The sequence below is a fragment of the Siminovitchia thermophila genome, from assembly GCF_016909185.1.
GTDB lineage: Bacteria > Bacillota > Bacilli > Bacillales > Bacillaceae_C > Siminovitchia > Siminovitchia thermophila.
The window spans coordinates 1-19,793 of record NZ_JAFBFH010000035.1 but is presented as its reverse complement, the minus strand read 5'-3'; the positions used below and the strand labels follow the sequence as shown (position 1 = coordinate 19,793).

Below are 19,793 nucleotides of genomic sequence, written 5' to 3'. Positions count from 1 at the left end.
TTTAATGATTGATTTCCAACCAAAAAGACTGGAAGATACAAATCATCAGACAAAAAGAAAAATGGTTTTGCTTTGAAAACCACAATTTACCCGAGACAAACTTATATTTATTCATTTTTTCCATAAAAGCCATTGATTATACGTCAAAATTATCTTTTTGGCCATTTTATGGAGAACAGTATATTGGCATTTTACAATGCTATCATAAAAGTGGTGAAGAATCAAATTTTTATTGCTTTAAAAATAAAATATCCTTTTTTCTTGGCGACAACTTCCACAGCGCCAAAAAGCTCTTCTAATTTTACTTTTGTGGAAGGTGCGCCTTGCTTCTTTTGGATCACGACCCACAGCTCCCCGCCTGGCGCCAAATGAGAGAAACTGCCTTCAAATATGGCAAACACGACTTGCTTTCCGGCCCTAATAGGCGGATTCGTCAAAATGGCGGCAAAGTTTTTTTCCTGTATACTTTGAAAACCGGAGCTCTCATATATTTTCACATTTTCAATGTGATTTGCTTGGGCATTCTCTTTGGCTAATCTGAGCGCCCGCTCGTTTACATCAATCATGTGAACATGTCTTCCGGGATACTCCTTTGCGATGCTCAATCCAATCGGACCATAGCCGCAACCGACATCAAGCAAAGGCCCTTCTATTTCAGGCATGGAAAAAGAATCGACGAGCAACCTGGAACCAAAATCGACTTCATTTTTGGAAAAAACACCCCGGTCTGTTTGGAAGTGAAATTTATGCCCTCGCAATACCGCTGTCCAAACGGTTGGTTCACTCTCCGTTTCCGGCGTGCGCGAATAATAATGATCCGTCATTTGGCTACCTCCGTGAACGTGCGAAAAAAGCCCGCCTTAAATGGACGAGCTTTTCCCCAACACAATCATTACTTAACTTCCACTTCAGCTCCAGCTTCTTCAAGCTTCGCTTTCAGTTCTTCTGCTTCTTCTTTAGATGCACCTTCTTTGACTGGTTTAGGCGCGTTATCAACAAGCTCTTTCGCTTCTTTCAGGCCAAGACCTGTAATTTCACGAACCGCTTTGATTACTTTGATTTTTTGTCCTCCAGCGTTTGCTAGGATTACATCAAACTCAGTTTGTTCAGCAGCAGCTTCACCAGCAGCAGCTCCACCCGCTACAGCAACTGGAGCAGCGGCTGTTACACCAAACTCTTCTTCAATGGCTTTTACTAATTCATTTAATTCAAGAACTGTCATTTCTTTGACAGCTTCAATAATTTGTTCTTTCGTCATGATTTTTTTCCTCCATCATTTGATTTAAATCGTTTGTATTCCGTACCCATTTCTTGGCGCTATCAGCGGTTCCATTCATGAGGTTCCTAATGATAACCTCTCTGGTTGACGCAAAATGCTTCGCCGATCGCAAAGCGCCCTTACTTTTTTACGCACCTTGCTCTTCTTTTTGCTCCGCAACAGCTTTTGTAGCAAGCGCGAGGTTGCGAACCGGAGCTTGAAGAACGCTAAGCAACATAGAAAGTAAGCCTTCGCGGGAAGGAAGATTTGCAAGTGCCTTAATGTCTTCGACAGTAGCAATGTTTCCTTCTATGACCCCTGCTTTGATTTCCAGAGCTTCATGGTCTTTTGCGAAATTATTTAAAATTTTCGCAGGTGTTACAACATCTTCTGTACTGAACGCAATTGCATTCGGACCAACCAATGTTTCATTTAGCTCAGCCAGACCGGCAGCTTCTGCGGCACGACGAGTCATTGAGTTTTTATAAACTTTATATTCGACTCCAGCATCACGCAACTGTTTGCGAAGTTCTGTTACTTCGGCAACGTTCAATCCGCGGTAGTCAACAATGACTGTAGATACACTCGCTTTTAATTTCTCGGTAATTTCATCAACTATTTGTTTCTTTTGTTCAATTACTTTGCTCACCTTTACACCTCCCAAAGTTCAGATGAACATTTATACCATAAAAAAACCTCCAAGCGGCAGACTGGAGGTTTCAATGCGTTCAATCATTTCGGACAGATTGAAAAAATATATCGCAATGACCTCGGCAGGAAATTAAGCTTATCGGCACCTGCTGTCTACGGTACAAATGTTTTCATTCAATTTTTCAGCAAAAATATTCTACCAAATTCACTGTTTATTGTCAACTTATGCTTTGACAGAAACAGATGTCGGGTCAATTTTAATGCCAGGGCCCATTGTCGAAGTGATCGTTACATTTTTCATGTAAGTGCCTTTGGCGGCAGCCGGCTTCGCTTTTAAGAGCGTGTCAAAAATGGTAACGAAGTTTTCTTCCAATTTGGCGGAATCAAAGGACACTTTGCCGATTGGAACGTGGATAATCCCAGCTTTATCCAAACGATACTCTACTTTACCCGCTTTGATTTCATTAACCGCTTTGCCTACATCAAATGTAACAGTTCCTGTTTTCGGGTTAGGCATTAAGCCTTTGGGACCGAGTGTGCGTCCAAGTTTGCCCACTTCACCCATCATATCAGGCGTTGCGACAACGACATCAAAGTCGAGCCAGCCTTGGTTGATTTTATTGATGTATTCTGCGTCTCCGACATAATCAGCTCCAGCAGCTTCTGCTTCCTTCGCTTTTTCGCCTTTGGCAAAGACGAGCACACGTTGCGTTTTACCAGTGCCGTTAGGCAGTACAACAGCACCGCGAATTTGCTGATCCGCTTTTTTCGGGTCTACCCCGAGGCGGAATGCCACTTCTACTGTCGCGTCAAATTTTGCATGATCTGTTTTTTTGACGAGTTCAATCGCTTCGGAAACTGCATAAGCTTTTGAACGGTCGACAAGCTTTAAAGCTTCAATATATTTCTTGCCTTTTTTAGCCATTATAATATCCTCCTATATTGTGGTTATAGCGGAATAACCTCCCACGAAGAAGGTTGCAGATTGATATAAAATCCTGCAACCACCAACAATCAGTCTTCTATCTTGATTCCCATGCTGCGCGCAGTGCCTTCAACCATGAGCATTGCCGCTTCCACATTCGCCGCATTTAAATCCGGCATTTTTAATTCAGCGATTTCTCTCACTTTATCACGTTTAATGACAGCCACCGTATTCTTGTTTGGTTCACCGGAACCAGAGTCGATACCTGCTGCTTTTTTAAGCAAAACAGCCGCCGGTGGAGTTTTTGTAATGAATGTAAAAGAACGATCCTCAAACACTGTGATTTCAACAGGAATAATAAGTCCTGCTTGATCTTGTGTACGGGCGTTAAACTCTTTACAGAAGCCCATGATGTTCACACCTGCCTGACCGAGCGCCGGTCCGACTGGCGGTGCGGGATTCGCTTTTCCAGCAGGGATTTGCAATTTAACAACCTTAATGACTTTTTTAGCCACGAGACACACCTCCTTAAGTCCGTGATGTGGTAATAGGGTTTTCCCCTCCCACTCATAAAGCTGTCTTTTTAAAGACAGACTAACCTAAAGAATATTACCACTTTTAACAGCAAAATTCAAGCTGTTGAAAATCATATTTTTTCAATTTGGGTAAAATCGAGTTCCACGGGCGTTTCCCTGCCAAACATGTTGACAAGAACTCTCGCTTTCCCCTTATCTTGATCCAATGACTCTATCTTTCCAGTATAACTGGCAAACGGGCCTTCTTTTACCGTAACCGTTTCCCCTTGTTCAAACTGGACATCAACCTGGGTCTTTTCGAGGCCCATTCTCTTTAATATATAGTTGATTTCTTCAGGCAACAGCGGCGTCGGCTTTGATCCTGAACCAGCAGAACCGACAAACCCCGTCACACCCGGAGTGTTCCGAACAACATACCATGAGTCATCCGTCATAATAATTTCCACGAGCACATAACCGGGAAAAACTTTTTTCTTGACTGTTTTCTTTTTGCCGTTTTTCATGGCCGTTTCTTCATCTTCGGGAACGATGACACGGAAAATCTTGTCTTGCATCCCCATAGATTCTACCCTTTTTTCCAAATTTGCCTTTACCTTATTCTCGTATCCCGAATAAGTGTGGACAACATACCAATTTTTTTCCATGGATTAGGACTGTTCGTCCTTCCCTCCCTATTAATTGTAAAATGTAAGCCAAATGAAAAAACCCGTCGATCGGGCTTTGATGTACGGTGCAATATAGGATTGATAACATTATACCATGCGGTGTTTGCTTATATACAGTTTATCGATTAATTATTTATAAATCGAGAATAAGGCGAATCGATTTGGAAATGACTAGATCAATACCGGCAAAAAATAAGGCAAGTATAATAACAGTTGAAATAACGGTGATGGTATATCCCGTAAGTTCTTTCCGCTTCGGCCAGCTTACTTTTCTCATCTCTGAGCTGACGTTACGGAAAAATTGAGTTATGCTTGACATGGATCAAACCTCCAACATGAAATGCGACGGATTACTTCGTTTCTTGATGAAGCGTGTGGGCGTTGCAATGCCGGCAATGCTTCTTCAATGTTAACCGCTTGTCTGAACCGTCTTTTGAATTGTCCGTGGTATAGTTTCGCAAGCCGCACTCGGTGCAGGCCAATGTGATTTTTTTCTTCATGTATGATAGCACCTATAATCTCGATATATCTCATAAAAAATACCATAGAGAAATAAGGCTGTCAACATGACAGCCGGGTTTTACAGAGTTTTTACAGAGTTTTTACAGACTAATTTCACGCAATTCCATATAGCGTTCCAGCTTCCGTTTGACTCTTTGAAGAGCATTGTCTATCGACTTTACGTGACGGTCGAGTTCATCAGAGATTTCCTGATATGTCCTTCCATCCAAATAAAGCGCCAGCACTTTTCTCTCAAGATCGCTTAAAAGCTCGGTCATTTTATCTTCAATACTATTAAACTTCTCCCGATGAATGAGCAACTCTTCGGGATCCATATTTTTGGCGCCAGAAATAACGTCCATCAGCGTACGGTCAGAATCTTCATCATAAATTGGCTTGTCCAAGGAAACGTAGGAGTTAAGTGGAATATGTTTTTGACGAGTGGCAGTTTTGATAGCGGTAATAATTTGCCGTGTAATACATAGCTCCGCAAAAGCTTTAAACGAGGTGAGCTTTTCTTCCTTATAATCCCTAATTGCTTTGTAAAGACCGATCATACCTTCCTGAATAATATCTTCACTGTCCGCTCCTATTAGAAAATAAGAGCGCGCTTTAGCCCTGACGAAGTTACGATATTTTTTGATAAGGTAATCAAGTGCTTCGCTTTCTCCTTTGTGGACTAATTCTATTAAAGCCTCATCTTCTAGCAAATCGAACCCGACATCTTGATCAATTTTCATGTATGAGATCACTCTTATCCCCCGTCCTTTAAACCGTCGATTAGAAATATTATACATGACTGAAAATTCTAACGTCAACTGGTCATTTTTTTCCCCGCCGCCACTTTTCGAAGATTTCTGTCAGATCTTGACTAAGAATGATTTTTCCAGTTGGTGCTTGAACTCGAGTTTTTTCGATTCTGCTTTCTATTTTTCGCTCGGTATCTTCTATTTCTTTTAACAGTTCCCTAGCGGAAATGCGCAAGGCTCCCTGACCAAAAATCACCCATTGCTCTGTAAAATCGGACGTCGCCACGTAAATTTTATTGCGGATATGATGTAGCTCCATCGCCAGCTTTTCTATTCTCTCATCTGCGGTTTCTTCCGATTTTGTATAAATGACCTCCACCTTATGGTTCAAGTATTTCTTTTCATTGCCGCGTACATGGTAAGCATCAAAGACGACAATGACTTTCAAACCGGTAAACCCCTGATAATCAGCCAGCAATTCAATAAGCCGGTCCCGGGCCGCTGCAAGATCCTTCTTTTTTAATTCAATGAGTTCAGGCCATGCTCCGATCATGTTGTAACCGTCAACAATAAGGATGTCCATTCCTTCACCCCCGCAGCGGCTGTCGCTTCCGGTATACTTCATACATTAGCAAAGCGGCCGCCACTGAAGCATTCAATGAAGTGACATGCCCAGCCATTGGCAAATGAATGAAAAAGTCACATTTTTCCTTTACAAGGCGGCCTATTCCTCTTCCTTCACTTCCAATGACGAGCGCAAGAGGAAGAGAGGCATCCATCATGCGGTAATCTTGACTCTTCTTTGCTTCTGTTCCAAACACCCAAACCCCGCGGTCTTTCAACTCATCAATCGTACGAGCGATATTCGTTACACGGGCGACCGGCACATGCTCAATCGCACCAGTTGAGAGCTTGGCCACCGTGGCGGTCAAGCCAACCGCCCGCCTTTTCGGAATGATGATGCCGTGGACCCCCGCTGCATCGGCTGTCCTTAAAATGGACCCCAAATTATGTGGATCCTCCAGTTCATCCAAGATGAGAAAAAAAGGATCTTCACCTTTTTCTTCCGCACGCTTAAACAAGTCGTCAATCTCCGCATATTGATAAGCGGCCACTTCAGCGATGACACCTTGGTGATTTTCTTTTGTCATTTGATCTAGTTTTTGTTTTGGAACAAATTGAATCTGGACCTTTTTTTCATTTGCTAGTTGGATGATTGGCCTCATCTGCCCTTTTTGGGAGCCTTCGGCAATCCAAATTTTATGCATATCGCGACCGGATTTTAAAGCTTCCAAAACTGGGTTTTTTCCGGCAATCCATTGCCCGCTCATGCCAGGCCGCCTCCTTTTTTCTCTTTTTCAACACTCTTGATGGCCATTTGGACAATTTCAAAAAGCCGCTCCCGCTCATCCGCCAAATACAGCCATCCGATTAGCGCTTCAAAAGCCGTGCTGTGCCTGTATGTTTGGACATCGGTGTTTTTCGGGATTGTTCCAGACTTGGCGTTTCGGCCGCGTCTGATGATCTCTAATTCCTGTTCCCTCAGGCATCCATTATCGACCAAGGTTTTCAACGTGGCGGCCTGCGCTTTTGCTGACACGAAGCGGGTGGCTTCTGAATGAAGCCGATGAGGCCTTGTTTTTCCGCTTGCAATCAAGTGCCGTCTGATAAATACGTCGTAAATAGCATCCCCCATATAGGCAAGAGCCAGGCTGTTTAGTTGTTTATAATCTATATTTAGCTGCGGGAGCTGCATCATGTTATCCTCGCTTCCATCTAGTACCTTGTGCGGTATCTTCCAAAATAATGTTCATATCCTTTAAACGGTCGCGTATTTCATCGGCGAGCTTGAAATTGCGTTCTTTCCGCGCCTCATTTCGCTGCTTAATCAACTGTTCAATTTCCTCATCCAGCAATTCTTCGGTTTCCAGTTCCAATCCGAGCACGGAAAAAAGTTCCTCAAATTCCTTCATGAAGGCCTCTATGACAGTTGTTGAGGTGTTTTTCTCCCTCAAATAGTAATTGGCGTGTTTGGCCAGTTCAAACAGGACAGAAATACCATCTGCCGTGTTAAAGTCGTCGTCCATCTTTTCGATAAACTCATCATGGAGCGCTTTGATCTGATCAAGCCACTTCTGATCGCCATCCGCCAAATTGGCGCTGACCCCATGGCGGTGCTTCAAGTTTTGATACGCTGTTTTCAGCCTTTCCAATCCTGCTCCCGCATTGGCAAACAATTCTTCGGAGTAGTTAATAGGGTTGCGGTAATGGACAGACAGCATGAAAAACCGTAAGACTTGTGGATCATGTTCCCTAATAATATCATTGACGAGGACAAAGTTGCCGAGAGATTTTGACATTTTTTCATTCTCGATATTAATATACCCGTTATGCATCCAGTAGCGAGCAAACATTTTCCCCGTCAGCGCTTCGGATTGGGCGATTTCATTTTCATGGTGAGGGAATGTCAAGTCCTGGCCGCCGGCATGAATATCAATCGTATCTCCCAAATACTTTCTCGCCATGGCGGAACACTCGATATGCCAGCCCGGACGGCCTTTTCCCCATGGACTATCCCAACTGATTTCCCCTTCTTTTGCCGCTTTCCATAACGCAAAATCAAGTGGATCCTCTTTTAACTCCCCCGGTTGAATACGCGCGCCAACTTTTAAATCGTCAACCGATTGGTGGGAAAGCTTCCCGTATCCATCAAACTCTCTTGTTCTAAAATATACATCGCCGCCGGACTCATAAGCATATCCCTTTTCGATAAGCGCCTCAATAAACTGGATAATCTCATCCATATTTTCGGTTACGCGCGGATGAGCATCCGCTTTCTTGCAACCGAGCGCTGATGTATCTGCAAAAAATGCCTCGATAAAACGCTCGGCCACCGTTATAGCGTCCACCCCAAGCTCCTTGGCGGCCTTGATAATTTTGTCATCGACGTCCGTAAAATTCGATACGAAGTGTACTTCATAGCCGCGGTATTCCAAGTAGCGGCGAACTGTGTCGAAAACTATTGCAGGCCGGGCATTCCCGATATGAATATAGTTGTAAACGGTCGGCCCGCAAACGTACATTTTTACTTTTCCTTCTTCTAACGGAATGAATGTCTCTTTCTTTCGTGTTAGTGTATTATAAATTTTAATTGTCATCCCGAATGGCTCCTCTCCCGTTTCATTGCAGCAATTTCGGACTGCAGGCGTTCAATTTCCTTTTCCATGGCTGAACAGCGGTCCGCAATGGGATCCGGCAAATCACTGTGGTTAAGATCCCTTTTCAGCCTTACCCCATCCTGTATGACGACCCGTCCAGGTATTCCGACAACCGTTGAGTTGGGCGGCACGTCTTTCAACACGACCGATCCGGCTCCCACTTTTGAATACTCTCCAATTGTAATATTCCCCAGCACCTTCGCTCCAGTCGCAATTAAGGCATGATCTTTGATCGTCGGGTGCCGCTTTCCTTTTTCCTTCCCTGTTCCTCCAAGCGTTACTCCTTGATATACCGTTACATCATCACCAATTTCACAAGTTTCCCCAATGACAACCCCCATGCCATGGTCTATAAAAAATCTGCGGCCTATTTTCGCTCCCGGATGTATTTCAATCCCTGTAAAAAATCGGTTGATTTGAGAAATGAGCCGCGCGATAAAAAACATCTTTCTTTTGAAGAACATGTGGGCGATCCTATGCGCCCAAACAGCATGCAAACCGGAATATGTTAACACAACCTCCACGACCGACCGGGCAGCCGGATCTTGATCAAACACCGTATTAATATCTTCCTTCATTCGCTTGAACATCGACTTCACTCCTCTCTATAAGTGCGTGTATTGAACCCTTGCCATCGACAATGAAACTTGCTCCCATACCCAATCGCACTCTATTGATAAGCTTGCCGCTAAGAAACACAAAAAACGCCTCCGATCAATCAGAGACGCTTTTTTCGCGCGGTTCCACTCTGGTTGGATTCCAGCAATCAAATTGCTTTACACCCCAGCTCTTCCTTTATAACGGCAAGGGGACCCGCTTGGACCTACTGGGAATTTCCGTTCGGCACAAGGCTCAGAGGGGCATTTTCAAAAATCGAGTGGCTTGAACCGTTCTCAGCCGGCGGCGGTTCTCTCTGATCAGCATCGACTTTTTACTTTTCCTCTTCAACGCTTTTTTCTATAACTTTAATATATTACATTTTGAGCATTTTGTTAAAAAATCAAACGCTCCAACCGTCTTTTTACTTTTTCCTTTCCTAAAAGCTCAATGGCATTCGGTAATTCAGGGCCGCGGGTAGCACCCGTAACGGCGACCCGAATCGGCATAAATAGCTTTTTCCCTTTATGGCCAGTTGCTTTTTGGACGTTCTTCATTGCCTGTTTAATCCCGGCCGCTTCAAATGGTTCCAGAACCGAAATTTGATCATAAAATGCTTGGAGAACTTCCGGCACCTGCTCTTCTTCCAACACAGCTTTGGCATCATCATCAAACTCTATGTCATTTTGGAAAAATTGTTTAGACAGTTCAACAATTTCTGCACCATAGCTCATTTGCTCCTGATACAGGGCAACCAGTTTTCTTGCCCAATCCATTTCTTCTTTAGTAGGCTTTTCGCTTATAAAGCCTGCTTTTTGAAGATGTGGCAAAGATAATTCGACTACTTTCTCCAAATCCAGCTTTTTCATATATTGGTTATTCATCCAGGCAAGTTTGTGCTTGTCGAATAATGCTGGAGATTTCGACAATCGACTAGCGTCAAAAATGTCGATAAATTCTTCTTTCGAAAAAATTTCCTCTTCCCCTTCGGGAGACCAGCCAAGCATCGCAATAAAATTAAATAATGCTTCCGGCAAATAACCTAATTCGGCGTATTGTTCAATAAACTGGATGATCGACTCATCCCGCTTGCTTAATTTTCTCCGGCTTTCATTAACGATCAACGTCATATGCCCAAATACCGGAGGTTCCCAGCCAAATGCTTCGTAAACCATCAACTGCTTCGGAGTATTGGAAATATGGTCGTCTCCGCGCAACACATGACTGATTTCCATTAAATGATCATCAACAGCAACCGCGAAGTTATAAGTCGGAATGCCATCTTTTTTCACAATGACGAAATCACCGATTCCATCAGAATCGAAAGAAACCTCGTCTTTTACCATATCCTTAAAAGTATACGTTTTTCCGGGTAGAACTTTAAAGCGGACACTCGGCTTTCGCCCCTCGGCTTCAAGCTGTTTCCGTTGTTCATCTGTTAAATGGCGACATTTCCCGGAATAGCGCGGCATCTCTTTGCGGGCGATTTGCGCTTCGCGCTCCGCTTCCAATTCTTCTTCCGTACAGTAGCATTTATAAACCAAGCCCTGTTCCAAAAGAGTATTATAATATTCTTCGTATATGTGATTCCTCTCGGACTGCCGATAGGGACCATATCCCCCGTCTTTATCAATGCTTTCGTCCCAGTCAATGCCTAACCATTTTAAATATGTAAGCTGGCTTTGCTCGCCACCTTCTATATTTCTTTTCTGGTCCGTATCCTCAATTCTGATAATAAATTTTCCGCCCTTGTTGCGGGCAAACAAATAATTAAATAATGCTGTACGCGCGTTTCCGATATGAAGATGTCCCGTCGGACTCGGCGCATAGCGTACCCGTATGTCATTTGACATCACTTGCTGCCTCCTCAAAGTTCCAAATCAAGTTTGAAACTCTTCATTCTTCTTATATTTTACAACAGTTTAGCCTTTGTTGAAAGGTGGCGTGCTTTAATTGTTTTTTTGAATCAATAAAACAGCCATGGCGGCAATTCCTTCCCCGCGCCCTACAAAACCAAGCTTTTCCGTCGTCGTTGCTTTTACATTGACACGGGCTTTGTCCGCCTCCAACAAACCGGCGATCCGCTCTCTCATCTGTTCAATATAGGGCGCCATTTTCGGTTTTTGCGCCATAATGGTACAGTCAACATTTACAAGATCGTAACCCTTTTGTTTGACAAGCCGCCAAACATCTTCAAGCAGAAGGGCGGAATCCAAATCTTTATTCGCCATATCAGTGTCCGGAAAATGCCTGCCAATATCTCCTTCTCCAATGGCTCCCAGTGCTGCATCCGCAATCGTATGGAGAAGAACATCTGCATCTGAGTGGCCAATTAACCCTTTTTCATAAGGAATTTCAATTCCGCCAATGATGAGCGGCCGTTTGTCGGCAAATTGATGTACATCAAAACCTTGTCCAATTCTTAACATATAAGCCTCTCCCTATCCATCAAGTTGTGCGCGTTTTTCTAAAATGGCTCTGGCAAAATATAAATCCTCAGGGGTCGTAATTTTTATATTATCGTAATCACTTTTAATGATTTTAATCGAAATATCCCCTTTTTTTTCAACAAGCGATGCTTCATCCGTGCCCAAGTACCCTTCAGCTCTCGCCCATTCGTGAGCCTGCTGCAAAATGGGCAAACGAAAAGCTTGTGGTGTTTGTACTTGCCACAAGCTGCTACGGTCAATGGTTTGAACAACTTCATGGTCAACCGCTTGTTTAATCGTATCTTTTACAGGCACCGCTGCGATGGCCGCGCCGGAACGCACCGCCTCACTCACAAGTTGTTTAATGACCGGGCGGCGGATAAATGGGCGGGCGCCGTCATGGACTAAAACAATGCCCGTCGATACAGCTTTTAAACCATTATAAACGCTATGCTGCCGCTCTGCCCCACCATACACAAACGCCAGTTTTTTTTCATAAGGCGAACCCACTGTCATTTCCCGAAAAATCTTTTCTTCCTTGGGTTGTATCACTACAATCATTTTGGAACAATCCGGTTCTCCTGCAAACACCTCGAGTGTATGCAAAATAATCGGACGCTCATTTAATTCCAACAATAATTTGTTTTTCCCCGCTCCCATTCTTGTACCCGATCCGGCAGCGGGGATGATGACATCATACTCCACCTAGTCCAAACCCCTGTCTATAGCGCTTTTTCCAGTAATTTAGGCTTCGCAAAAATCATTCGCCCAGCCGATGTTTGCAATACGCTTGTTACAACCACGTCAATTCTTTTGCCAATGTAGTCTCTTCCTTCTTCTACGACAATCATCGTTCCGTCGTCAAGATAGGCCACACCCTGGTTATACTCTTTTCCGTCCTTGATGACCTGAACATTGAGTTCTTCTCCTGGCAAGACGACTGGTTTTACCGCGTTTGCCAAATCATTTATGTTCAAAACAGAAACGTTTTGAATCTCACATACTTTATTTAAGTTAAAATCGTTTGTTACAACGATGCCGTTCAATAGTTTTGCCAGTTTGACAAGCTTGCTGTCCACTTCCTGAACATCTTCAAAGTCGCCTTCATACATCTCGACCTCAATTTCGACTTCCTTTTGTATCCGATTCAGGGTATCTAAACCGCGCCTTCCCCTATTTCTTTTCAAAGCATCGGATGAATCGGCTATATGCTGAAGCTCCGCCAACACAAAATGGGGGATAACAAGAGTTCCTTCCAAAAACCCTGTTTGGCAAATATCGGCGATTCTCCCATCAATAATGACACTCGTATCGAGGATTTTCAACCTTTTTGATGCATGTTCTTGATCTTCACCCAAGTCACCGGCAGCTTTCTTTTTGCCGGCTCGGTTGAACGAAAATAAGTTCGTCAGTTCATCGCGCTTTTTAAACCCGACTTGAAATCCGAGATAGCCGAGCAACAGCGTAAGTAAAATCGGAACAAACTCGTTCACAATGGGTATCTCAATATGATTGATGGCCAGTCCGGCCAAAAATGCAACGATCAATCCGAAAGTAAGACCCAAACTTCCAAACAATATATCAGTGACCGGAGCCTTTACAATCCGGTCTTCAAACCATTTGACCAAGTTGACCACATGGTCAACTGCCCAAAATGTAATGATATAAAAAATAATAGCACCCAAAATAGCAGTAACAAACGTATTATTTATCCAAATAATTTCGTCAAGAGATGCCAATTTTAAAAGTTCGGGAACTAGAAAAATGCCAAGCATTCCTCCAAAAAGCAAAAAACATGCCTGGACAATTCGCTTTAACATGCTTTCACCTCCTTGTTTTAATTATAAGCAAATTAAGCGATTTAAAAACGTGACGAATTGATTATTTTACGAATTCAAAAGCAAAATGGTTTCAAATATTATACTTAAATAGCTTTAAGACCTATCTTTTCTTCATTTTTACTTTAACAAAAGTATGGTACATCTCCATTTCAGACATATGACAATTAGGTAAATTATGAAGGTAGAAATGCTTGCTGTAATGCTTCCTCCACCGTATCTACACCAATAAGCCGAATCCCTTCCGGAACCTTCCAGCCTCCGATATTTTTGGCGGGAACCAATATCCGGGTGAATCCCAGCTTTGCAGCTTCCTGTACCCGCTGCTCAATTCGGGATACGCGCCTTACCTCCCCTGTTAAACCAACTTCTCCAATCAGGCAATCTGCGGGTCTGGTAGGCTGATCGCGAAAACTCGATGCAATACTAACCGCTACCGCCAGGTCAATTGCCGGCTCGTCTAGTTTTACTCCTCCAGCCACTTTGAGATAAGCATCCTGGTTTTGCAATAAAAGGCCTACCCGCTTTTCCAAAACGGCCATCAGCAGCGAAACGCGATTATGGTCAATACCTGTTGCCATTCGGCGGGGATTTCCATAGCTTGTAGGAGAAATCAGGGCTTGAACCTCTACAAGGACAGGCCTTGTCCCCTCCATCGAAGCAACTACGGTTGAACCAGATGCTCCTTTTGAACGTTCTTCCAGGAAAATTTCCGAAGGATTTTCCACTTGCTCTAATCCCGACTCTTTCATTTCAAAAATCCCTATTTCATTCGTAGAACCGAACCTGTTTTTGACGGCCCGCAAAATCCTGTATGTGTGGTGGCGTTCTCCTTCAAAATAGAGAACAGTATCAACCATATGCTCCAAAAGACGCGGCCCCGCAATCGCTCCTTCTTTCGTTACATGTCCAACGATAAAAATCGCGATTCCTTTCGTTTTTGCTATTTTCATTAATTCGCCGGTACACTCACGGACTTGCGAAACGCTGCCTGGTGCAGAAGTTACTTCAGGATGATAGACGGTTTGAATCGAATCCACCACTACAAAATCTGGAGATAAATTTAAAATGGTTTGATGAATCAACTCCAAATTCGTTTCAGCAAAAAGGTAAAGCTCTGATGAAGTGACATGTAGCCGGTTGGCTCGCAATTTTGTTTGTTTCACCGATTCCTCTCCGGATATATATAGAACTTTTTTATTCAATTCAGCCAGTTGGGAAGAAGTTTGGAGCAGAAGGGTCGATTTGCCAATTCCTGGATCTCCCCCGATCAGGACGAGCGAGCCGGGAACGACACCTCCGCCCAAAACGCGGTTGAATTCTGTTGACTTTGTCTCAACGCGGGGCTCTATGTCTGTTTGAATGGAGGTAATAGGCGAAGGTTGAGAAGTCGTATCCGAGGCAGTATGATGGAGTGCTCCCCGTCTCGTTTTTCCGGTTATATTGACTTCTTCCACCATTTGGTTCCACTCGCCACAGCCTGGGCAGCGGCCCATCCATTTTGGTGATTCATAGCCGCAACTTTGGCACATGAACTTTGTTTTTCTTTTCGCCATAGTTTCTCCTCCCTAGCAGTCATACAAAAGATGGGGTACAAGATTGATCTCTATGTACCCCCGTTTCATTAAGACAATGACTCTTCTTTTGTTTTAACGACAAATTCGTCGTCCTCAACATCAATCAGTACATGTTGACCTATTTTAATTGTTCCTTTCAACAGTTCTTCTGAGAGACGGTCTTCAACGAACTTTTGAATTGCTCTTCTAAGCGGCCTTGCACCATATTCTGGATCAAACCCTTCTTCGGCAATTTTTTCCTGGGCCCGTTCAGTTAATTCAAGATCCATTTCCTGTTCCTTCAAACGCTTGATAAGCTGATTAACCATGAGAGTGGCAATTTTCTTCAAGTGTGTTTTCTCCAAAGCATGGAATACAATCATTTCGTCGATCCGGTTTAAAAATTCGGGGCGGAACGCTTTTTTCAATTCCTCTAACACTTGGCCTTTCATGTCCTTGTAGCTTTGCTCCCCATCTTGGACTGCGAAACCGACATATTTATTCCGCTGCAAAGCCTGTGCTCCGACGTTTGACGTTAGGATGAGCACTGTATTCCGGAAGTCGACTGTCCTACCTTTGGAATCGGTCAACCGCCCATCTTCCAGAACTTGAAGCAAAATATTAAAAACATCAGGATGTGCTTTTTCTATTTCATCGAGCAAGATAACCGAGTACGGCTTTCTTCGAACTTTTTCTGTCAACTGTCCGCCCTCTTCAAAGCCGACATATCCCGGAGGCGAACCAACAAGCCTAGAGGTGGAATGTTTCTCCATATATTCGGACATATCCAGACGGATGATGGCATCCTCATCGCCGAACATAGCTTCCGCCAATGCGCGGGCCAGTTCCGTCTTTCCGACACCTGTTGGGCCAAGGAAGATAAAAGATCCAATCGGCCTTTTGGGATCTTTCAATCCTGCACGCGCTCTTCTAACCGCTTTGGCAACCGCTTTTACAGCCTCTTCCTGGCCAATCACACGAGAATGGAGGATTTCCTCTAAATTAAGCAATCTTTCCGTCTCGGTAGAAGCAAGCTTCGATACAGGAACCCCCGTCCAGCTTGATACGACTTGGGCAATGTCTTCCACCGTGACTTCTGTATTTTCCTGTCCTTGTTTTTCTTTCCAAGACTTCTTCGTTTCCTCCAATTCTTCGCGGAGTCTTTGTTCTGTATCCCGCAATGATGCAGCCTTTTCAAATTCCTGGCTTTGGACAGCCGCATCTTTCTCTTTACGGATCATTTCAAGCTTTTGCTCGAGCTCTTTTAAATTGGGAGGTGTCGTATAGGAACGAAGTCGCACTTTTGAACCGGCTTCATCGATCAGATCGATGGCTTTATCCGGCAGAAAACGGTCTGAAATATAGCGGTCAGACAATTTTACCGCGGCTTCAATCGCTTCGTCTGTAATAGAAACACGGTGATGCGCTTCATAACGGTCGCGTAGGCCTTCCAAAATTTGAATGGATTCTTCGACTGTTGGTTCATCAACCTGTATTGGCTGAAAGCGCCGCTCAAGTGCTGCATCTTTTTCAATATACTTTCGGTATTCATCCAATGTTGTAGCACCAATGCACTGCAACTCTCCGCGAGCCAAAGAAGGTTTCAAAATATTGGAAGCGTCTATCGCTCCTTCAGCTCCACCGGCACCAATCAATGTATGAAGTTCGTCAATAAATAAAATAATATTGCCTGCCTGCCTAATTTCATCCATCACTTTTTTCAAGCGGTCTTCAAACTCGCCACGATATTTTGTCCCCGCAACAACTGTTCCCATATCCAGTGTCATGACTCTCTTGTCACGGAGCGTTTCAGGCACTTCGTTATTGATAATTTGCTGAGCAAGACCTTCAGCGATCGCTGTTTTCCCTACGCCTGGCTCTCCGATAAGAACCGGGTTATTTTTTGTCCGCCTGCTGAGTACCTCAATGACGCGTTGGATCTCCTTGTTCCGGCCGATCACCGGGTCCAGGCTCCCTTCCCTGGCTATTGCTGTTAAATCGCGGGCCAAACTGTCCAGTGTCGGCGTATTGGCGCTAGAAGCATTTCCACCGCCATGTGTGCTGGCCTCATTGCTCCCTAAAAGTTGGAGAACTTGCTGTCGCGCTTTGTTGAGGCTGACACCCAGATTATTTAAGACTCGCGCCGCTACACCTTCACCTTCACGAATTAGTCCAAGCAAAACATGTTCCGTGCCCACATATGAATGGCCGAGTTTTCTTGCTTCATCCATCGAAAGCTCCATTACTTTTTTGGCCCGTGGGGTATAGTGGATCGTCTGAGACGTATCTTTTCCGCGTCCAATCAAGTTTTCAACTTCTTTTTGAATTTTTTCTGGACCGAGACCAAGTCCGTATAACGCCTTGGCTGCAATTCCTTCCCCTTCTCTGACAAGACCGAGTAAAATATGCTCAGTGCCAATATTTCCATGGCCCAAGCGAACTGCCTCTTCCTGGGAAAGGGCCAATACTTTTTGTGCTCTCTCTGTAAAACGACCAAACATCATGCTAATCTCCTCCTGTCCGTTTCTCTTCAAGCTTTAAACGTTCCCTGATTAACGCCGCTCTTTTTATATCCCGTTCAACAGGTCGAAGCGGCCCTCCTGCATATTGTTGTAAAAATCCTGGTTGTGTCAAAATCATGAGTTCATTTAATATGTTTCTTGAAAGATGAGTAATATATCCTGTATCTATGCCCAATCTGACGTCAGATAAACATTCTGCCGCCTCTTTTGTTTCAATAATTCTGCAATTGGCCAAGATCCCGTATGATCGGAACACTTTGTCTTCTAATTGTATGTTTGATGTTTTCACTAATGCTTCACGGGCTGCCCTTTCTTGGGCCACAATTTGATGAACAACACCTATTAGGTCGCCCACAATATCCTCTTCAGACTTCCCTAATGTAATTTGGTTGGAGATCTGGAATATGTTTCCCAGAGCCTCACTGCCCTCTCCATATATTCCCCTCACGACAAGTCCCAACTGGTTGATGGCTGGGATAATCTGATTCATTTGACGAGTAAGAATCAGAGCAGGCAAATGAACCATGACGGATGCGCGCAATCCAGTTCCAACATTAGTCGGACATGTAGTTAAGTAGCCAAACTGCTCATCAAACGCATAATCAACATGTTCTTCCAACAGGTCATCAATTTTACTTGCGCGTTCCAATGCCTCCATAATTTGCAAGCCCGGATAGAGGCATTGTATCCTGATGTGATCTTCCTCATTGATCATAACGCTGACGTCTTCTTTTTCGGAAAGGAAGACTGCTCCATGGGTTGCTTGCTCCGCCAACCTTGGACTAATCAAATACTTTTCCACGAGCACTCTTTTTTGCAAATCTTTTAATCCGTCAATTTCCAAAAATTCCAATGCACCGTAGTCGCGGAAAGCATGTACTTGGATCGTTTCATTTATTTTATGAATAATTTCCCTCGCTTCCTCATTGCTAAACAACGTAGGAAACTTATAATTTCGCAGATTTCGGGCCAATCTGATGCGGGAGCTTAAAATAATATCCGAATCAGGGCCTTCCGAACTCATCCAAGAACTGAGAGCTTGATTAAGAAACTTTTCGAGACTCATTCGCTTTTATCCTCCCCTTCATGCAATTTTTTTTCAAGGGAGCGAATTTGATCGCGTACTTCTGCGGCTTTTTCAAATTCTTCCTGCCGAACCAAAAAACCGAGTTTCTCTTTTAACAACTCTATTTCTTTTTTCAAATGCAAAGATCCGCCAATCCTTGTAGGCACTTTCCCTCCATGTGCCATATTCCCACTGTGCAGTCTTTTAATGATGGGGGCAAGCTGGTGCCGAAATGTTTTATAACAGTTTGCACATCCGAATCGCCCAACCTTGGCAAATTGCGGGTAAGTCATCTTGCAAACTTCACACTGAAGCACTCCTCCGGAAATCGATTCCGGAGCCGCTTGCTGATAAGCGGGATCAATATTCAATAGTCCGGCAAGCATATCGTTGATCGAAAAGCCGGTCCCTCCTTGAAGCAAATAAAGTTCCCCTTTTTCCTGTGCACAGCGCTCACACAGCTGAATAACGGTTTTCTCCCCATTCACAACTTTCGTAAAATGCAGGGAGGCCGGCCTTTCTTTACACTCTTGACAAACCATAATAGCCATCCTCCTTTTCCCCTAATCATATTTAATCGACAACAGCATCGCTTTTAACATACGAGCGCGCAGCTCGTCTCTTTCCGGTAAATCGATGTGTAATACTGTCCGGTCAATCACGTTTAGCATTAATTTTGCCTCGCGTTCGTTCAGTATTTTTTCCTCCAATAGTCGCATAATAACATCTTCCGCTCTTGTTTGAGAGATCTTTTTCCCAATCAGCACTTTTAATTGATCAATTAGATGGGCCTGATTATGAATTTTCACCCTGGAAATTCGGATATAACCGCCTCCCCCCCGCTTGCTCTCTACCATATATCCTCTTTCCATCGTAAAACGGGTGTTAATCACATAATTAATTTGCGAGGGAACACATTGAAACTTATCAGCCACCTCGCTTCTCTTTATTTCTACGATTTCGCCTTCACTAAGTTCCAATACTTTTTTTAAATATTCCTCGATAATATCTGACACATTCCGCATCATCAAGCCGCCTCCCTGACTTTATGCTTGACTTTGACTATATTTGACTTAAATTATACACGAAAAAAAGCCTCTTTTGCAATCAGATCGGTCATCTATATTTTTGCCTTTTTCCGACAAAATAAAACCAAAGCAAAAAAATGGCTATTTCGGAATAAAACAGAAAAAACATAGAGCGTATCCACTCTATGTTTTCGCTTGCCCGGCAACGTCCTGCTCTCACAAGGGGAAGCCCCTCATTACCATCGGCGCGCGAA

Annotated in this window: 23 protein-coding genes and 2 other annotated features; all 23 genes read right to left on the bottom strand. The window is 43.8% G+C overall.

What is annotated here, in order from left to right:
- Nucleotides 1-221: 221 nt before the first annotated feature.
- Nucleotides 222-824, bottom strand: a complete 603-nt coding sequence (locus JOC94_RS18785; protein WP_077111536.1) for a class I SAM-dependent methyltransferase — start codon at nucleotides 822-824, stop codon at nucleotides 222-224.
- A 68-nt stretch (nucleotides 825-892) separates the two neighbouring features.
- Nucleotides 893-1,258: a 50S ribosomal protein L7/L12 gene (gene rplL, locus JOC94_RS18780; RefSeq protein ID WP_077111535.1), complete on the bottom strand. Its 366-nt coding sequence runs from the start codon at nucleotides 1,256-1,258 to the stop codon at nucleotides 893-895.
- 148 nt (nucleotides 1,259-1,406) lie between these two features.
- The gene (gene rplJ / locus JOC94_RS18775; protein ID WP_077111534.1) at nucleotides 1,407-1,907 is read right to left on the bottom strand and encodes a 50S ribosomal protein L10; all 501 of its coding nucleotides are present in this window, start codon (nucleotides 1,905-1,907) and stop codon (nucleotides 1,407-1,409) included.
- 31 nt (nucleotides 1,908-1,938) lie between these two features.
- Nucleotides 1,939-2,086 (bottom strand) — a sequence feature (ribosomal protein L10 leader region).
- Nucleotides 2,087-2,132: 46 nt separating this feature from the next.
- Nucleotides 2,133-2,834, bottom strand: coding sequence for a 50S ribosomal protein L1 (gene rplA, locus JOC94_RS18770; RefSeq protein WP_077111533.1), 702 nt, complete (start codon nucleotides 2,832-2,834; stop codon nucleotides 2,133-2,135).
- Nucleotides 2,835-2,923: 89 nt separating this feature from the next.
- Entirely contained in the window at nucleotides 2,924-3,349 is a 426-nt protein-coding gene (rplK, locus tag JOC94_RS18765) for a 50S ribosomal protein L11 (protein WP_139345628.1), read from the bottom strand.
- 131 nt (nucleotides 3,350-3,480) lie between these two features.
- Nucleotides 3,481-4,014, bottom strand: coding sequence for a transcription termination/antitermination protein NusG (gene nusG / locus JOC94_RS18760; protein ID WP_077111531.1), 534 nt, complete (start codon nucleotides 4,012-4,014; stop codon nucleotides 3,481-3,483).
- A 154-nt stretch (nucleotides 4,015-4,168) separates the two neighbouring features.
- Complete coding sequence (secE, locus tag JOC94_RS18755) at nucleotides 4,169-4,354, bottom strand: preprotein translocase subunit SecE (RefSeq protein ID WP_077111530.1); 186 nt, start codon at nucleotides 4,352-4,354, stop codon at nucleotides 4,169-4,171.
- Nucleotides 4,355-4,385: 31 nt separating this feature from the next.
- On the bottom strand, nucleotides 4,386-4,535 hold the full coding sequence (rpmG, locus tag JOC94_RS18750) for a 50S ribosomal protein L33 (RefSeq protein ID WP_077111529.1): 150 nt from the start codon (nucleotides 4,533-4,535) through the stop codon (nucleotides 4,386-4,388).
- A 102-nt stretch (nucleotides 4,536-4,637) separates the two neighbouring features.
- Nucleotides 4,638-5,354 (bottom strand): RNA polymerase sporulation sigma factor SigH, encoded by a 717-nt coding sequence (sigH, locus tag JOC94_RS18745; RefSeq protein WP_408021936.1) that lies wholly within the window; start codon nucleotides 5,352-5,354, stop codon nucleotides 4,638-4,640.
- A gap of 4 nt (nucleotides 5,355-5,358) precedes the next feature.
- Nucleotides 5,359-5,868 carry an NYN domain-containing protein gene (locus tag JOC94_RS18740; protein ID WP_077111527.1) on the bottom strand — a complete coding sequence of 170 codons (510 nt, stop codon included), beginning with the start codon at nucleotides 5,866-5,868 and terminating at the stop codon, nucleotides 5,359-5,361.
- 4 nt (nucleotides 5,869-5,872) lie between these two features.
- Nucleotides 5,873-6,616, bottom strand: a complete 744-nt coding sequence (rlmB, locus tag JOC94_RS18735; protein ID WP_205180086.1) for a 23S rRNA (guanosine(2251)-2'-O)-methyltransferase RlmB — start codon at nucleotides 6,614-6,616, stop codon at nucleotides 5,873-5,875.
- Nucleotides 6,613-7,044 (bottom strand): Mini-ribonuclease 3, encoded by a 432-nt coding sequence (locus tag JOC94_RS18730; protein WP_205180084.1) that lies wholly within the window; start codon nucleotides 7,042-7,044, stop codon nucleotides 6,613-6,615. Before JOC94_RS18730 ends, rlmB begins: the two co-directional genes overlap by 4 nt.
- A 1-nt stretch (nucleotide 7,045) precedes the next feature.
- Nucleotides 7,046-8,443, bottom strand: coding sequence for a cysteine--tRNA ligase (cysS, locus tag JOC94_RS18725; protein WP_077111525.1), 1,398 nt, complete (start codon nucleotides 8,441-8,443; stop codon nucleotides 7,046-7,048).
- Nucleotides 8,440-9,093, bottom strand: a complete 654-nt coding sequence (gene cysE / locus JOC94_RS18720; protein ID WP_077111524.1) for a serine O-acetyltransferase — start codon at nucleotides 9,091-9,093, stop codon at nucleotides 8,440-8,442. Before cysE ends, cysS begins: the two co-directional genes overlap by 4 nt.
- A gap of 127 nt (nucleotides 9,094-9,220) precedes the next feature.
- Nucleotides 9,221-9,460: a binding site (T-box leader), on the bottom strand.
- A 35-nt stretch (nucleotides 9,461-9,495) separates the two neighbouring features.
- The gene (gltX, locus tag JOC94_RS18715) at nucleotides 9,496-10,953 is read right to left on the bottom strand and encodes a glutamate--tRNA ligase (RefSeq protein WP_077111523.1); all 1,458 of its coding nucleotides are present in this window, start codon (nucleotides 10,951-10,953) and stop codon (nucleotides 9,496-9,498) included.
- Between the two features lie 96 nt (nucleotides 10,954-11,049).
- A complete protein-coding gene (ispF, locus tag JOC94_RS18710; RefSeq protein ID WP_077111522.1) occupies nucleotides 11,050-11,529 on the bottom strand; it encodes a 2-C-methyl-D-erythritol 2,4-cyclodiphosphate synthase in 480 nt (159 codons plus the stop codon).
- 12 nt (nucleotides 11,530-11,541) lie between these two features.
- Nucleotides 11,542-12,234 (bottom strand): 2-C-methyl-D-erythritol 4-phosphate cytidylyltransferase, encoded by a 693-nt coding sequence (ispD, locus tag JOC94_RS18705; protein WP_077111521.1) that lies wholly within the window; start codon nucleotides 12,232-12,234, stop codon nucleotides 11,542-11,544.
- Nucleotides 12,235-12,251: 17 nt separating this feature from the next.
- Entirely contained in the window at nucleotides 12,252-13,349 is a 1,098-nt protein-coding gene (locus tag JOC94_RS18700) for a PIN/TRAM domain-containing protein (RefSeq protein WP_077111520.1), read from the bottom strand.
- A 194-nt stretch (nucleotides 13,350-13,543) separates the two neighbouring features.
- Nucleotides 13,544-14,923 (bottom strand): DNA repair protein RadA, encoded by a 1,380-nt coding sequence (gene radA, locus JOC94_RS18695; protein ID WP_077111519.1) that lies wholly within the window; start codon nucleotides 14,921-14,923, stop codon nucleotides 13,544-13,546.
- 68 nt (nucleotides 14,924-14,991) lie between these two features.
- Complete coding sequence (gene clpC, locus JOC94_RS18690) at nucleotides 14,992-17,427, bottom strand: ATP-dependent protease ATP-binding subunit ClpC (protein ID WP_077111518.1); 2,436 nt, start codon at nucleotides 17,425-17,427, stop codon at nucleotides 14,992-14,994.
- Between the two features lies 1 nt (nucleotide 17,428).
- Entirely contained in the window at nucleotides 17,429-18,511 is a 1,083-nt protein-coding gene (locus JOC94_RS18685; RefSeq protein ID WP_077111517.1) for a protein arginine kinase, read from the bottom strand.
- Nucleotides 18,508-19,053, bottom strand: coding sequence for a UvrB/UvrC motif-containing protein (locus JOC94_RS18680; protein ID WP_077111516.1), 546 nt, complete (start codon nucleotides 19,051-19,053; stop codon nucleotides 18,508-18,510). Before JOC94_RS18680 ends, JOC94_RS18685 begins: the two co-directional genes overlap by 4 nt.
- A 21-nt stretch (nucleotides 19,054-19,074) precedes the next feature.
- Complete coding sequence (locus JOC94_RS18675; protein WP_077111605.1) at nucleotides 19,075-19,536, bottom strand: CtsR family transcriptional regulator; 462 nt, start codon at nucleotides 19,534-19,536, stop codon at nucleotides 19,075-19,077.
- Nucleotides 19,537-19,793 lie beyond the last annotated feature (257 nt).

Bases quoted from the DNA above. Each gene is read 5' to 3' on its own strand.
- JOC94_RS18785 (WP_077111536.1), bottom strand. From the start codon at position 824: ATGACGGATCATTATTATTCGCGCACGCCGGAAACGGAGAGTGAACCA.
- rplL (WP_077111535.1), bottom strand. From the start codon at position 1,258: ATGACGAAAGAACAAATTATTGAAGCTGTCAAAGAAATGACAGTTCTT.
- rplA (WP_077111533.1), bottom strand. From the start codon at position 2,834: ATGGCTAAAAAAGGCAAGAAATATATTGAAGCTTTAAAGCTTGTCGAC.
- nusG (WP_077111531.1), bottom strand. From the start codon at position 4,014: ATGGAAAAAAATTGGTATGTTGTCCACACTTATTCGGGATACGAGAAT.
- secE (WP_077111530.1), bottom strand. From the start codon at position 4,354: ATGTCAAGCATAACTCAATTTTTCCGTAACGTCAGCTCAGAGATGAGA.
- rpmG (WP_077111529.1), bottom strand. From the start codon at position 4,535: ATGAAGAAAAAAATCACATTGGCCTGCACCGAGTGCGGCTTGCGAAAC.
- JOC94_RS18740 (WP_077111527.1), bottom strand. From the start codon at position 5,868: ATGGACATCCTTATTGTTGACGGTTACAACATGATCGGAGCATGGCCT.
- rlmB (WP_205180086.1), bottom strand. From the start codon at position 6,616: ATGAGCGGGCAATGGATTGCCGGAAAAAACCCAGTTTTGGAAGCTTTA.
- JOC94_RS18730 (WP_205180084.1), bottom strand. From the start codon at position 7,044: ATGATGCAGCTCCCGCAGCTAAATATAGATTATAAACAACTAAACAGC.
- cysS (WP_077111525.1), bottom strand. From the start codon at position 8,443: ATGACAATTAAAATTTATAATACACTAACACGAAAGAAAGAGACATTC.
- cysE (WP_077111524.1), bottom strand. From the start codon at position 9,093: ATGTTCAAGCGAATGAAGGAAGATATTAATACGGTGTTTGATCAAGAT.
- gltX (WP_077111523.1), bottom strand. From the start codon at position 10,953: ATGTCAAATGACATACGGGTACGCTATGCGCCGAGTCCGACGGGACAT.
- ispF (WP_077111522.1), bottom strand. From the start codon at position 11,529: ATGTTAAGAATTGGACAAGGTTTTGATGTACATCAATTTGCCGACAAA.
- JOC94_RS18700 (WP_077111520.1), bottom strand. From the start codon at position 13,349: ATGTTAAAGCGAATTGTCCAGGCATGTTTTTTGCTTTTTGGAGGAATG.
- radA (WP_077111519.1), bottom strand. From the start codon at position 14,923: ATGGCGAAAAGAAAAACAAAGTTCATGTGCCAAAGTTGCGGCTATGAA.
- clpC (WP_077111518.1), bottom strand. From the start codon at position 17,427: ATGATGTTTGGTCGTTTTACAGAGAGAGCACAAAAAGTATTGGCCCTT.
- JOC94_RS18685 (WP_077111517.1), bottom strand. From the start codon at position 18,511: ATGAGTCTCGAAAAGTTTCTTAATCAAGCTCTCAGTTCTTGGATGAGT.
- JOC94_RS18680 (WP_077111516.1), bottom strand. From the start codon at position 19,053: ATGGTTTGTCAAGAGTGTAAAGAAAGGCCGGCCTCCCTGCATTTTACG.
- JOC94_RS18675 (WP_077111605.1), bottom strand. From the start codon at position 19,536: ATGCGGAATGTGTCAGATATTATCGAGGAATATTTAAAAAAAGTATTG.